The sequence below is a fragment of the Pseudomonas sp. SWRI92 genome (assembly GCF_014268685.1).
Classification (GTDB): Bacteria; Pseudomonadota; Gammaproteobacteria; order Pseudomonadales; family Pseudomonadaceae; genus Aquipseudomonas; species Aquipseudomonas marvdashtae.
This window is the reverse complement of the sequence record NZ_JABWQY010000020.1, coordinates 67,735-80,758: the sequence shown is the minus strand read 5'-3', so window position 1 is coordinate 80,758 and position 13,024 is coordinate 67,735. Positions and strand designations below refer to the sequence as shown.

14 protein-coding genes and 1 pseudogene are annotated in these 13,024 nt (G+C 62.8%); 5 read left to right on the top strand and 10 right to left on the bottom strand.

The window, feature by feature from the left end; translation table 11 throughout:
• Nucleotides 1–22: 22 nt before the first annotated feature.
• The gene (locus tag HU762_RS23780) at nt 23–811 is read right to left on the bottom strand and encodes a DUF2135 domain-containing protein (protein WP_186641078.1); all 789 of its coding nucleotides are present in this window, start codon (nt 809–811) and stop codon (nt 23–25) included.
• 232 nt (nt 812–1,043) lie between these two features.
• Here HU762_RS23780 and HU762_RS23775 point away from each other — a divergent pair.
• The 5 genes and pseudogenes from HU762_RS23775 to HU762_RS23755 form a co-directional block, all read left to right on the top strand.
• A pseudogene (locus HU762_RS23775) lies at nt 1,044–1,292 on the top strand (DUF4172 domain-containing protein); the annotation flags it as partial.
• A gap of 247 nt (nt 1,293–1,539) precedes the next feature.
• A complete protein-coding gene (locus tag HU762_RS23770) occupies nt 1,540–1,782 on the top strand; it encodes an exodeoxyribonuclease VII small subunit (protein WP_003185917.1) in 243 nt (80 codons plus the stop codon).
• Nucleotides 1,779–2,666: a (2E,6E)-farnesyl diphosphate synthase gene (ispA, locus tag HU762_RS23765; protein ID WP_186641077.1), complete on the top strand. Its 888-nt coding sequence runs from the start codon at nt 1,779–1,781 to the stop codon at nt 2,664–2,666. The genes HU762_RS23770 and ispA overlap by 4 nt, the downstream gene beginning before the upstream one ends.
• Nucleotides 2,667–2,779: 113 nt before the next feature.
• The gene (dxs, locus tag HU762_RS23760) at nt 2,780–4,678 is read left to right on the top strand and encodes a 1-deoxy-D-xylulose-5-phosphate synthase (RefSeq protein ID WP_186641076.1); all 1,899 of its coding nucleotides are present in this window, start codon (nt 2,780–2,782) and stop codon (nt 4,676–4,678) included.
• A gap of 76 nt (nt 4,679–4,754) precedes the next feature.
• Nucleotides 4,755–6,632: a TonB-dependent receptor gene (locus HU762_RS23755; RefSeq protein WP_186641075.1), complete on the top strand. Its 1,878-nt coding sequence runs from the start codon at nt 4,755–4,757 to the stop codon at nt 6,630–6,632.
• 35 nt (nt 6,633–6,667) lie between these two features.
• On the opposite strand, the gene HU762_RS23750 is transcribed toward HU762_RS23755, so the two are convergent.
• The 9 genes from HU762_RS23750 to ribBA all read right to left on the bottom strand — a co-directional run bounded on the left by HU762_RS23750 (nt 6,668) and on the right by ribBA (nt 13,020).
• Nucleotides 6,668–7,453, bottom strand: coding sequence for a cobalamin-binding protein (locus tag HU762_RS23750; protein WP_186641074.1), 786 nt, complete (start codon nt 7,451–7,453; stop codon nt 6,668–6,670).
• Entirely contained in the window at nt 7,453–7,872 is a 420-nt protein-coding gene (locus HU762_RS23745) for an MFS transporter (RefSeq protein ID WP_186641073.1), read from the bottom strand. Before HU762_RS23745 ends, HU762_RS23750 begins: the two co-directional genes overlap by 1 nt.
• Nucleotides 7,869–8,486, bottom strand: a complete 618-nt coding sequence (gene ribA, locus HU762_RS23740; protein ID WP_186641071.1) for a GTP cyclohydrolase II — start codon at nt 8,484–8,486, stop codon at nt 7,869–7,871. Before ribA ends, HU762_RS23745 begins: the two co-directional genes overlap by 4 nt.
• A gap of 109 nt (nt 8,487–8,595) precedes the next feature.
• Nucleotides 8,596–9,354, bottom strand: coding sequence for a transporter substrate-binding domain-containing protein (locus HU762_RS23735; protein WP_186641069.1), 759 nt, complete (start codon nt 9,352–9,354; stop codon nt 8,596–8,598).
• Between the two features lie 11 nt (nt 9,355–9,365).
• Complete coding sequence (locus tag HU762_RS23730; protein ID WP_186614572.1) at nt 9,366–9,869, bottom strand: phosphatidylglycerophosphatase A; 504 nt, start codon at nt 9,867–9,869, stop codon at nt 9,366–9,368.
• Nucleotides 9,866–10,831, bottom strand: a complete 966-nt coding sequence (gene thiL / locus HU762_RS23725) for a thiamine-phosphate kinase (protein ID WP_186641067.1) — start codon at nt 10,829–10,831, stop codon at nt 9,866–9,868. The genes HU762_RS23730 and thiL overlap by 4 nt, the downstream gene beginning before the upstream one ends.
• 16 nt (nt 10,832–10,847) lie before the next feature.
• Nucleotides 10,848–11,348, bottom strand: coding sequence for a transcription antitermination factor NusB (nusB, locus tag HU762_RS23720; protein ID WP_186641065.1), 501 nt, complete (start codon nt 11,346–11,348; stop codon nt 10,848–10,850).
• Nucleotides 11,345–11,821 (bottom strand): 6,7-dimethyl-8-ribityllumazine synthase, encoded by a 477-nt coding sequence (gene ribE, locus HU762_RS23715; protein ID WP_181288414.1) that lies wholly within the window; start codon nt 11,819–11,821, stop codon nt 11,345–11,347. The genes nusB and ribE overlap by 4 nt, the downstream gene beginning before the upstream one ends.
• A 107-nt stretch (nt 11,822–11,928) precedes the next feature.
• Nucleotides 11,929–13,020, bottom strand: coding sequence for a bifunctional 3,4-dihydroxy-2-butanone-4-phosphate synthase/GTP cyclohydrolase II (gene ribBA, locus HU762_RS23710; protein WP_186641063.1), 1,092 nt, complete (start codon nt 13,018–13,020; stop codon nt 11,929–11,931).
• Nucleotides 13,021–13,024: the final 4 nt, after the last annotated feature.

Here is a 13,024-nt window from a genome sequence, read left to right as displayed (position 1 = left end):
TGTTCATCCGCGGAGCGGATACTTAGTAGTTGAAAGTCTTGACCAGCAACAGATCGCCAATGGCGCGCAGGGGCACGACAAAGGTCTCGCGTTTTTCATCGACGGTGTTTTCGTTGAGCACCAGGTTGATCTGCGAGGTGATCACCTCGTTCTGGTTACTGGTTTCATCGAAGTTGTAGCCGCCGCTGCCGTAGTTGCCCCAATAGTTCACGTAGACCAGGTAGGTGCCGTGCATCGGCGCGGTCATGGTGAACATCTCGGGGCCGGGACCATCGACGCCGTCCGGGTCGAGGCCGCCGCCATTGCTCAGCGCCGGTTGGCCGAAGAAGGCATGTTGGCCGTCGGGTGTGACGATATGCAGGTCGAGCTCGGCTTTTGGATCGTCCCAGCCCAGCACCACGCGGATCTGCGCAGGGGTGCGCAGGTTATTGGCTTCATAGAATTGCACGCGCTTGAGGGACTGGCCTTCGGAGCTGCGCACCTCGACGCTGTTGGAGCCGGCGCCAAACGCATACGGCCGGGCGAAACGCCCCTCGTCGTCGGTATAGAGATTCAGTGGATTGCCGTTGACCGCCAGGCTATGGGGTTGGCGCGCCGAGCCCATGTCCTTGATCCGACCCTCGATCATCGTGCGATTGCGCTGCACGCCGCGGTCGATGGGCGGCGTGGGGTAGGCGACTTGCGGGTTTTCGGTACGATCGAGCAAGCCGCTGTAGCGCCAGCCGCCGACCGGCTCCGACAACTCAGCCGAAGGCGCGGCCCACGCCAGCGGCGCACCGAGCAACCCGATCAATAGAGAAAGAAAACGCACGTATGCCTCCTGCCATGCACGACGCAACCCGGCGCCCTTCCTCGGCGCTGTTTGTCTTTATTCGGGTTTCGTCTGGAGGCCCCGTCGCACGGGGCCGTAGATGGCGCGAAGAGTAGCCATTTGACGGATTTTTCACAATCGGGGAACACGCGATTCTGTGTGGGAAATCACGTACTGAGAAAGGCGTGAGCCGAATAGAGGATTTATTCGGCTCATTCATCTGGGCAAGACACGGTTCTGGCAGGCCCATCGCGCCTCAGCTCTCACCCCTGAACAGACCAAAGTGCTTAACCAGCTACTCGATGGAGGTGAAAAAGGGTTCGAACAGGGGATCAGTGCCGCTCAATACCAGGCCGTGGCCAAGGTCTCAAAGGCGACGGCAACGCGACACCTGGCGGATCTGCTGGAAAAAGGCTGCCTGGCGCGGATGCCCGGTGGCGGACGCAGTACCCGGTACAGAATCAACTATCCCGCTGTTTGAGATCATTTGTGGCGAGGGGATTTATCCCCGCTGGGTTGCGAAGCGACCCCAAAGCTGAGGACTCAATCCAGCTGACACTCCGAGGTGTCAGCTTTTAGGGCTGCTTCGCAACCCAGCGGGGATAAATCCCCTCGCCACAGGTTTACCTCCTTGCTGATAGGGGTTGCAGCCTGGCGGCCCTGATTTGCCCCAAAACCCCATGTCTGCTAGTGTCGCGCCGGTTTAATAGTCAACCGGAATAGCCGCCATGGCCCGCAAAAAAGCTGCACTGGATTTCGAACAATCTCTGGCCGACCTGCAAACGCTGGTCGAACGGCTGGAGAACGGCGAATTGTCGCTGGAAGACTCGCTGACCGCCTTTGAGCAAGGTATCGGCTTGACTCGCGACTGCCAGGCGGCGCTGGCCCAGGCCGAGCAGAAGGTGCAATTGCTGCTCGAACGTGACGGCGAGCTGACCGAAGAGCCTTTCGACGCGGAACAGCCTGAATGATCGGCGCGTATCAGGCCAGCAGCCAGGCCCGGGTCAATGCCGCGCTGGACACCCTGTTCAGCGCCCCGAGCCCGGAACTGGCGCGACTGTACGAAGCCATGCGCTACAGCGTGATGAACGGCGGCAAGCGCGTGCGTCCGCTGTTGGCCTACGCAGCGTGCGAAGCCCTTGGCGGCAAGGCCGAGCAGGCCAACGGCGCCGCCTGCGCGGTTGAACTGATCCACGCGTATTCGCTGGTACACGACGACCTGCCGGCCATGGACGATGACGACCTGCGGCGCGGCCAACCCACCACCCACAAGCAATTCGACGAAGCCTGCGCGATCCTGGCCGGCGATGGCTTGCAGAGCCTGGCGTTCAGCGCCCTGCTCGACCCTGTCCTGAGTAACTGCCCGGCGCAGATTCGCCTGGACATGGTCAGCACGCTGGCGTTGGCCGCTGGTCCCGCTGGAATGGTCGGCGGCCAGGCCATCGACCTCGGCTCGGTGGGCTTGAAGCTGGACCAGGACGCCCTGGAATACATGCACCGGCACAAGACCGGCGCCCTGATAGAAGCCAGCGTCCGGCTCGGCGCGTTGGCCAGTGGCCGGGCAACGGTTGAACAACTGCAAGCCTTGCAAACCTATGCCCGGGCCATCGGCCTGGCGTTCCAGGTGCAGGACGATATCCTCGACGTCGAAAGCGATACCCAGACCCTGGGCAAGCGCCAGGGCGCCGATATCGCGCGGGACAAGCCGACCTACCCGGCCCTGCTCGGGCTCGACGCCGCCAAGGCCTACGCCCTGGAGCTGCGTGACCAGGCCTTGGCCGCGCTGCGACCGTTTGACGCGGCGGCCGAGCCGCTGCGCGAGCTGGCGCGTTATATCGTCGAACGACGCAGCTGATACAGGGTCAACCTTTCAGACTGCGTATCGGCCAAGTTCCGGCCAACGCGTGGGCAGCTTGCGATGCATAAGGTAAACTGCCGCCTCTTTCTATACCTATAACGATTCGCCTGATGCCGACGACGTTCCAAGAGATCCCCCGCACACGCCCGAGCACGCCACTGCTGGACCGCGCCAACACGCCGGACGGCCTGCGTCGCCTGGGTGAAGCCGAGCTGGAAACCCTGGCCGATGAGTTGCGCCTGGAACTGCTCTACACGGTCGGCCAGACCGGTGGGCACTTCGGCGCGGGCCTGGGCGTCATCGAGCTGACCATCGCGCTGCATTACGTCTTCGACACCCCGGATGACCGGCTGGTGTGGGACGTCGGGCATCAGGCCTATCCGCACAAAATCCTTACTGGCCGCCGCGACCGCATGGGCACGCTGCGCCAGAAAGACGGGATCGCGGCCTTCCCGCGCCGTTCCGAGAGCGAATACGACACCTTTGGCGTCGGCCATTCCAGCACCTCCATCAGCGCCGCCCTGGGCATGGCGATTGCCGCCCGCCTGCAGGACAGCGAGCGCAAGGCGATTGCCGTGATCGGCGACGGGGCACTGACCGCGGGCATGGCGTTCGAGGCGCTTAACCACGCTCCCGAAGTCAACGCCAACATGCTGGTGATCCTCAACGACAACGACATGTCGATCTCGCGCAACGTCGGCGGGCTGTCCAACTACTTGGCGAAGATCCTTTCCAGCCGCACCTACGCGAGCATGCGCGAGGGCAGCAAGAAGGTGTTGTCGCGCCTGCCCGGCGCCTGGGAAATCGCCCGGCGCACCGAAGAATATGCCAAGGGCATGCTGGTCCCCGGCACGCTGTTCGAAGAGCTGGGCTGGAACTACATCGGCCCCATCGACGGCCATGACCTGCCCACGCTGATCGCCACCCTGCGCAACATGCGTGACCTCAAGGGCCCGCAGTTCCTGCACGTAGTGACCAAGAAGGGCAAGGGTTTCGCCCCGGCGGAAGTCGACCCGATCGGCTACCACGCCATCACCAAGCTCGAACCGCTCGATGCCCCGGCCGCCGCGCCGAAAAAGGCCGGCGGACCGAAGTATTCCGGCGTGTTTGGCCAGTGGCTGTGCGACATGGCCGCCGCCGACCCGCGCCTGGTGGGCATCACCCCGGCGATGAAGGAAGGCTCGGACCTGGTGGCCTTCAGCGAACGCTACCCGCAACGTTATTTCGACGTGGCGATTGCCGAGCAGCACGCCGTGACCTTCGCTGCCGGCATGGCCTGCGAAGGCGCGAAACCGGTGGTGGCGATTTATTCGACCTTCCTGCAACGGGCTTACGACCAGCTGGTGCATGACGTGGCCGTGCAGAACCTCGATGTGTTGTTCGCCATCGACCGCGCGGGCCTGGTCGGCGAAGACGGTCCGACCCACGCCGGCAGTTTCGACTTGTCTTACCTGCGCTGCGTCCCCGGCATGTTGGTAATGACGCCGAGCGATGAAAACGAATTGCGCAAAATGCTCACCACCGGCCACCTGTTCAATGGTCCGGCGGCGGTGCGCTACCCTCGCGGCAACGGCCCGAACGCGACGATCGAAACTGACCTGGAACCGATCGAGATCGGCAAGGGCGTGATCCGTCGCCAAGGCAAGCAAACTGCCCTGCTAGTGTTCGGCGTGCAATTGGCCGAGGCGCTTAAAGTCGCGGAAAAACTCGATGCGACCGTAGTGGACATGCGCTTCGTCAAACCCCTGGACGAAGCCCTGGTACGCGAAATGGCCGGCAGCCATGACTTGCTGGTGACCATCGAGGAGAACGCCATCATGGGCGGCGCCGGCTCGGCGGTCAGCGAATACCTGGCCAGGGACAACATCCTCAAGCCCGTACTGCACCTGGGCCTGCCGGACACCTATGTCGAGCACGCAAAGCCTGCACAGATGCTGGCCGAATGTGGGCTGGACGAGGTTGGGCTCGAAGCGTCGGTGCGTCTGCGGTTGCAGTTGCTGGGTCTGTAAGTTCATCCAGCGCACGACCTTGTGGGGGCGGGTCTGCCCCACAAGGTCGGTGCAGACCCGACATTGCGGAACCCCCATGAAACTCCGTCTCGCCCTCACCCTTCTGCTACCCGCCCCCGATCTGCTGGCGGACACCTTCGAACGCGACCAAGCCCTGAAGCTGCCCGACATCGTGATCAGCGCCAACCGCCAGGTCGAAGCCCGCAACGACAGCAGCGCCGCCAATACCGTTTTCACCCGCGACGACATCGAACGCCTGCAACCCGCCAGCGTCACCGATCTGCTCAGCCGCGTGCCCGGCGTGCAGGTGGCGCCGCTGGGCGGACGCGGCAGCCTGCCGGGGATTTACATTCGCGGCACAAAATCGGCCCAGAGCCTGGTGCTGGTGGATGGCCAGCGTATCGGCAACGCCACGTCCGGCGACAGTAACTTGCAGCGCCTGAACATCAACCAGATCGAACGGGTGGAAGTGTTGCGCGGTTCGCGCTCGGTGATCTACGGCGCCGATGCGGTGGGCGGCGTGATTCAGATTTTCACTCGGCGCAGCAACGAACAAGGCCTGCAACCGCGCCTGCACCTGGGTGTTGGCAGCCAGCAGACTTGGGAACGCAGCCTCGGCCTGTCCGGCGGTGACCAGCAGACCCGTTTCAACCTCGGTGCGAGCCTGGACGAAACCGAGGGGAGCAATCGCACTCACCAATCCTACGCCAGCGACCGGGACGCCGATGCCAACCGCAACCAGTCCTTCAGCCTGAGCCTGAGTCATGCGCCCAGCGATGACCTGGAAGTGGGCCTGAACCTGCTGGATAACCGTGGCAAAAGCGAATACGACAATCCGTTCGGCCGTTTCGACCTCAACACCTTCGCGTCCCTGCCCCAACAGCCCTACAGTGAATTTGCAGTGAGCAGTTTCAGCGGCTATGTGGATGGACGGATCAACAACGGATGGAAATCGCGCCTCGAACTCGGCCATAGCGAGAACCGGGAGAAAACCTTCGACAAGCTCAGCGATGTACGCGAAACCTTCAACACCTACCGTGATTCGCTGACCTGGCAGAACGACGTGACGCTGGACGCGCGCAACAGCCTGGTCGTCGGCGGCGACTGGTATCAAGACCGCGTCAACAGCAGCACGCCGTTCGACGAAGACAGCCGCTGGAACCGCGCGGCCTTTATCCAGCATCGCTTCCAGGGCGAAAAATTCTCCACCGAACTGGGTCTGCGCCGCGACCAGAACCAGCAATTTGGCGGCCAGAATAGCTGGAGCGGCACCCTCACGCTGCCGTTGAACCCGGATAACGATCTGCTGCTGACCTACAGCGAAAGCTTCCGCGCGCCGACCTTCAACGACCTGTACTACCCGGACTTCAGCAACCCGGACCTTGCGCCCGAAACCGCCAGGAGTTATGAGCTGCAATGGCGCAGCCAACTGAGCGACAGCGCCCGCCTGGAAATGTCGCTGTACCGCACCGACCTGGAAGACGCGATCATCTTTGGCAGCAACTCGCGTCCGCAGAACGTTGCCTCAGCACGGATCAACGGGTTCGAAGCGGCCTTGCGACAGGAGTTGTTCGGCTGGCAGGGCAACCTGGGCCTGGCCATTATCGATCCACGCGATCATGACAGCGGCCACACCCTTGCCCGCCGCGCCCGCCGGACCTTGAGCCTGGATCTGGACCGGCAATTCGATCGCCTGGGCCTCGGCGCAAGCTGGCAAGCGGTGAGCGGCAGCTACGATGATGAAAACAACCGCAATGGCCTGGGCGGCTATGCCCTGCTCGGGTTGCGTGCAAGTTGGGCGTGGACCCGGGAGGTGAAGCTGGAAATGAAAGTGGATAACCTGCTGGGCAAGGATTACAGCCGGGCGCTGTATAGCCACGACGGGGCGCAATATGGTTATCGCGAAGAGCGACGGACCTGGTTGCTTGGCGTGACGTGGACACCGAGCCTCTGATCGGAACCCGTGCACCGCGATGACGACGTCGCGGCCTACCGGTGCGGCGCGATCAGCTCACACAACCGGGCAACGGCTTCGATCATCTGCCCGCTGGGCCGCTCCAATCCCTTGTCAGTGACCAGCAACAGCCGCCCCTGCGCCACCGGCCAGGCTTTCCAGGCATCGAGCTGCGCCTGGTCCGTGGCCAGGATCATTTGCGGTTTACGCTGCAACACCGACTCCACGCTCACCTGTGGCGCCGGCAGGTCCTGGTCGGCAAAGACGTTGTATGCACCGCAGGTGGCCAGCGCATCGCTGATGATCTGCCCGCCACCCACGGTGTACAACGGCCGGTCCCAGACCTGATAAAACACCGCCAATGGCGTGTCCCGCCGATAGCGCAGGCGCAGTGCCTCAAGACGCACGCGCAGCTGCGCGGCCCGCTGAGCACCCCGTTCCGGGCGGCCGAGTGTTTGGGCGATTTCTTCGATTTGCGTAATGAGTTGGTCGAGGCTGCGGGGTTCGGCGACGTAGACAGGGATGTGCAAACCCTTGAGCTGCTCGCGCTGGGCCGGGCCGACACTGCCAGGCCAGAGCAGGAGCAAATCAGGCTTGAGGCTGAGCAAGCGCTCCATATCCAGTTGGCCGTAGCGCCCCACCGAAGGCAGGTCTTTGAGGGCTGGTGGGCGATCGCCGCCGTCCAGCACGCCCACCAACAGGTCGCTAGAACCCAGTTCGACGACGATTTCAGACAGCGACGGCGCCAGGCTGACGACGCGGGAAGCCGCCGCCGTCGAGGCGCTGGCGGCCAGCAGCAGGACCGCCAGCCAAAGGCGCATCAGCCGAGCTGGCGCGGAATGCGATACAGGTAGAACAGCACGGCGGTGGATAGCGCCAACAGCATCAGCGGCACGGCTTCCAGACCGACGAATACTGCCAATGCGCCAATCCACGCCGGCAAGCCGGCGGCCAGGAAGGCTGCGCGACGCCGGGCCGCGAGGGTGATCCAGGCCTGAGGCTCTTCAGGTGTATCGAGGGATTTTTGCGTGGCGATCAGGGCTTTTTTATAGCCACTGAAAAACCGCAGGCTGGCAAACATCGACGCCACGCCGGCGATGAACAATGGCATCGCCAGCACCGGCAGAATCGCTTCGCCCTGGCCAAACACCGCGTTGATCACGAACAGCGGCAGCAAGGCCAGCGCCAAGTATTGCCACCAACTGACGGACAGCCGCCGCCGAACCTGACCGCGCGTCACGCCCGGTCAACCTCGCCCTGGTGCTCGTTGCCCATCATGTGGTCGAGCTTGCTGGCCTTGGTCGCCAGGTACAGTTTGTTGTGCGGGTTATGCCCGGTGTGCAACGGCACACGCTCGGCCACCACGATGCCCATGTCGGTCAAGGCCTTGACCTTGCGCGGATTATTGGTCATCAACCGCAACGACTGGATACCCAGGTGTTCGAGCATCGGCTGGCAAATGCTGTAGTCGCGCATGTCGGCGGCAAACCCCAGGCGTTCGTTGGCTTCCACGGTATCGGCGCCGCCATCTTGCAGTTCATAGGCGCGGATCTTGTTCAGCAGGCCAATGCCGCGCCCTTCCTGGCGCAGGTACAACAGCACGCCACGGCCTTCGCGGGCAATCGCCTGCAGCGCGGCTTCGAGTTGCGAGCCGCAATCGCAGCGCTGGCTGAACAAGGCATCGCCCGTCAGGCATTCGGAGTGCAGGCGACCGAGCACCGGAGCACCGTCGGCGAAATCGCCCAAGCTCAGCACGACGTGCTCGCGACCGGTGGTTTCATCGAGGAAACCATGCATGGTGAATTGCGCAAAGGGCGTTGGCAGCTTGGAAGCGGCAACAAAAACGACAGGCACCGGTGTGCTCCTGATCTAGTACTGGAGTTTCGCAGAGGCGGGCATTGTAACAGCAGGCTCCCGCAGACGCTTAGGCTGAATTATCGGCCATAAACATCAAAAAGTTTGATCACGGCTTCGGTGGTTTACCGTGCTCGTCGAAGGGATAGGGTTGCTTCCAGCGTTCGAAAATCGGTTTCAACTCGCCGCTCTTCGCCAGCACTTCCATGCGTCGGTCGAACAGCGCACGCAACACACGACCGTTTTCGTTGTTGGCGAAGCCCAGGTACAGCGGCAAGTTAATCAACGGCGAGAGTTTGAATTGCTTGGGATCGTCGGCCTTGGCCAGCACTTCTTCGATTTCCATCGACGCATCGATGTAAAAATCCGCTCGCTCGTGAATCAGCATCGGCAAGATACCCACCGACCGGTGGATCTCATTGAAACGCCGGATGTTGGGCAGGTAGTTGTTGTATTCGTACCCACGCATCCATACCAGCCGATAGTTGCCAATCGTCGCCAGGGTGGGCGTCGGCTTGGACGCCAGTCCCAAGGCATAGATGTGATCGACGTCGTAGTGCCACTTCGGGTACAGCACGCCTTCGGACTCATCCCGATAGGCGCCGACCTGCACGTCGACCTCGCCGCGCTGCACCAACCCGATCGAGCGGGTGTAGGGCACGCTGCGGATTTCCAGCTTGACGCCTTCAGGCTCGAACACCGCGCGCAAGATGTCCCAGCCCATGCCCTGGCCATCGGCCTGGGTGTAATCGGCCCACTCCTCGCTGGCCGCGCGAATCTTGCCCGGCAGCGGCGCCGCTTCGGCCACCCGGAAGCCGAGCAAGGCCCCGAAACACAGCAACAGCAGAAGTGCGCGGCTTACGCCCATGCCTCGATCCCTCAGGTGAAACACCACACCAACCCTTGCATTGCCAACCAGGCGAAGACGCCGGCCAGTACGTCGTCGAGCATGATGCCGACACCGCCGTGTACCTGCCGATCGATCCAGCGGATCGGCCACGGCTTGAGGATATCGAAGAAGCGGAATACCAGGAAACCCGTCAACAACCAGTACCAGCCTTCCGGCACCAGCCACAGGGTAATCCACATGCCGACCATCTCGTCCCAGACGATGCCTTCATGGTCGTGCACTCGCAGGTCATCCGCCACTTTGCCGCACAGCCAGAAGCCGAACAGCATGGTGATGCCGAGCATCAGCCAGTAGCCCCAATCGGGCAACATCTGCCACAACGGTATGAAGGGTAGCGCAACCAGCGAGCCCCAGGTGCCCGGTGCTTTGGGCAAGGTACCCGAACCGAAGCCGAACGCCAGGAAATGCCAGGGATTACGCCAGACCGAAGGCGGAACAAATTCTGCCGGAACCTGATTGGGATGATCTGTCACGGTGTCTCCCGAAAATGTTGGTAGCCCCGGATCTGTGGGGTAATGTCACGTCCGAGGCTGTCGACCAGCGTGACGCCCTGCCCCGCCGTGACACTGCCGACCACATGGATCGGCCAGCCTTCGACCAGAAGCCTCGACAATCGGACCGGCGGCAAAGTGAACAGCAGCACGTAATCGTCGCCACCGCTCAGGGCGGCGTGTTCCGCGCCCGATTGGCCAAGCAGCGTCACCAGTGGCATGGACAGCGGCAACCGGTCCCGTTCAACCGTCAGTGCCACGCCGGACGCCAATGAGATATGCCCACAGTCGGCCAACAGGCCATCGGAAATATCCATCGCCGCGCTGGCCTTGCCTCGCAGCGCAAGGCCCAAGTCGATCTGCGGTCGCGGTGACCAGTAATGCGCCAGCAGCGGCTCGGCGACGTCAGGCTCGGCGCTACGCTCGCCAAGAACCAGCGGCAACGCGCCAGCGGCATTGCCCAACTCCCCGCCGACGCAGAGCAGATCGCCGGGCTGCGCGCCGTTGCGGGTCAAGGCCTGACCGGACGGCACGCGGCCGAAAACGGTCAGGGTCAGGCTCAGCGGCCCCCGCGTGGTATCGCCGCCGACCAATGCCACGCCGCAGGCCTGGGCCATCTGGCTCAAACCGCGAGCATAGGCCTGCAGCCAATCGGCGGCCACCGTTGGCAAGGTCAGGGCAAGGGTAAAGGCAAGCGGGTTGGCGCCCATCGCGGCCAGGTCGCTCACCGCCACGGCCAACGAGCGCTGGCCGAGCAGGAACGGGTCGCAAGGGTCTGGAAAATGCACACCGGCCACGAGCGTGTCGGTGGAAACCGCCAGCTGTTCCCCGGGAGGAACGGCCAGCAGGGCGCAATCGTCGCCGATTCCGAGCGCTACTGCTTCGCCGCCTTGCGCACAGGGCGCGGCGGCGAAGTAATGACGGATCAGCTCAAACTCCCCCATGGGATTTCAAGCGCAATCAGCGCTTGAACGCCTTCACTTCAGCTTCACGCAGGCGCGGGGCAAGCTTGTCGAGGACGCCGTTGACGAACTTGTGGCCATCGGTGGAACCGAAGACTTTCGCCAGTTCGATCCCTTCGTTGATTACCACGCGATACGGTACGTCGACGCGCTGCATCAGTTCCCAGGTGGACAGGCGCAACACGGCCAGTTCAACCGGGTCCAGCTCATCGATGGTCAGGTCCAGGCAAGGTGCCAGGGCGATATCGATTTCGCTCTTGTGCGCCGGGACGCCATGGAGGATCTCGCGGAAGTACGCACTATCGACATCACTGAAATCGTTATCGACGCGAAACTGCGCTTCGATCTCGTTCAGCGACTGCTTGGCCATGTGCCATTGGTACAGGGCCTGGGTCGCGAGCTGACGGGCTTCGCGGCGCTTGACGCTCTTCGAAGGTTTGCCGGCATCGGCCGGCTTCGGATCGCGCGGATTGAAACGATCGCTTTCGTCGCTAATCACTTGGCCTCCAACTGCGCCAGCAGGCTGACCATTTCCAGGGCGGACAGGGCAGCTTCGGCACCTTTGTTACCGGCCTTGGTGCCGGAACGTTCGATGGCTTGCTCGATGGAATCAACGGTCAGCACGCCGAAGGCGACCGGTACGCCAAATTCCATGGACACCTGGGCGAGGCCCTTGGTGCATTCGCCGGCCACGTATTCGAAATGCGGAGTACCGCCGCGAATGACCGCGCCCAAGGCGATGATCGCCGCATATTCGCCCTTTTGAGCGACTTTCTGCGCAACCAGCGGGATTTCGAAGGCGCCAGGCGCACGGATGATGGTGATGTCGCCTTCGCTCACGCCGTGGCGAACCAGGGCATCGACCGCACCGTCGACCAGGCTCTCAACCACAAAGCTGTTGAAACGGCCTACTACCAAAGCGTAGCGGCCTTTGGGGGCGATGAAGGTACCTTCGATGGTCTTCAGGGTCATTCGTCAGATCTCTTAAAGAGCCGGAGCGCGTTCTATACGCACTCCTCAGTGATATTAGTCTCGAATACAGCGCCGCAAATCCCGTCGATGCCGGAATCCGCAGGCCATTATTCGGAGGGCACGTATTCTACAACTTCCAGATCGAAACCGGATATCGCATTAAATTTCATCGGTGCGCTCATCAGACGCATTTTGCGTACGCCCAAGTCCCGCAGGATCTGCGAACCGGCACCGACGATGCTGTAGGTGGTCGGCTTTTTCACCGGTTGCTGCTCGGTGGTTTCGCGGATATGCGCCAGCAGCACGTCGCCGTCGAGCGGATGCCCGAGCAACAGCACCACGCCGCTGCCGGCCTCGGCCACGGCGGCCATGGCGGCGCGCAGGCTCCAGCGGCCCGGCTGCTTGACCATCAGCAAATCGCGCAGCGGGTCCATGTTGTGCACGCGAACCAGGGTCGGCTCTTCGGCGCACACGGTGCCCAGGGTCAGCGCCATGTGCACGTCGCCTTCCACCGAATCGCGGTAGGTCACCAGGTTGAACTGGCCCAGCTCGCTGTCCAGTGGCTGCTCGGCAATCCGCTGAACGGTACGTTCGTGGATCATCCGGTAATGGATCAGGTCGGCGATGGTGCCGATTTTGATGTTGTGTTCAGCGGCGAAGGTTTCCAGTTCCGCACGGCGGGACATGGTGCCGTCGTCGTTCATCACTTCGCAGATCACACCGGCGGGCTCGAAACCGGCCATGCGCGCCAGGTCGCACGCCGCTTCGGTGTGGCCGGCGCGGGCCAGGGTGCCGCCGGCCTGGGCCATCAGCGGGAAGATGTGGCCGGGACTGACAATGTCTTCAGCCTTGGCGGCGGCAGCAGCGGCAGCCTGTACGGTTCGCGCCCGGTCAGCGGCGGAGATACCGGTGGTGACGCCTTCGGCGGCCTCGATCGACACGGTGAACTTGGTACCGAACCCGGAGCCGTTGCGCGGCGCCATCAGCGGCAGCTTCAGCAGTTCGCAGCGTTCGCGGGTCATCGGCATGCAGATCAGCCCACGGGCGTGCTTGGCCATGAAGTTGATGTGTTCGGCCTTGCAGCATTCGGCGGCCATGATCAGGTCGCCTTCGTTCTCGCGGTCTTCGTCATCCATGAGGATGACCATCTTGCCTTGGCGGATGTCTTCAACCAGTTCTTCGATGCTATTGAGCGCCACGCGG

Bases quoted from the DNA above. Each gene is read 5' to 3' on its own strand.
- HU762_RS23770 (WP_003185917.1), top strand. From the start codon at position 1,540: ATGGCCCGCAAAAAAGCTGCACTGGATTTCGAACAATCTCTGGCCGAC.
- ispA (WP_186641077.1), top strand. From the start codon at position 1,779: ATGATCGGCGCGTATCAGGCCAGCAGCCAGGCCCGGGTCAATGCCGCG.
- dxs (WP_186641076.1), top strand. From the start codon at position 2,780: ATGCCGACGACGTTCCAAGAGATCCCCCGCACACGCCCGAGCACGCCA.
- HU762_RS23755 (WP_186641075.1), top strand. From the start codon at position 4,755: ATGAAACTCCGTCTCGCCCTCACCCTTCTGCTACCCGCCCCCGATCTG.
- HU762_RS23750 (WP_186641074.1), bottom strand. From the start codon at position 7,453: ATGCGCCTTTGGCTGGCGGTCCTGCTGCTGGCCGCCAGCGCCTCGACG.
- HU762_RS23735 (WP_186641069.1), bottom strand. From the start codon at position 9,354: ATGGGCGTAAGCCGCGCACTTCTGCTGTTGCTGTGTTTCGGGGCCTTG.
- thiL (WP_186641067.1), bottom strand. From the start codon at position 10,831: ATGGGGGAGTTTGAGCTGATCCGTCATTACTTCGCCGCCGCGCCCTGT.
- ribE (WP_181288414.1), bottom strand. From the start codon at position 11,821: ATGACCCTGAAGACCATCGAAGGTACCTTCATCGCCCCCAAAGGCCGC.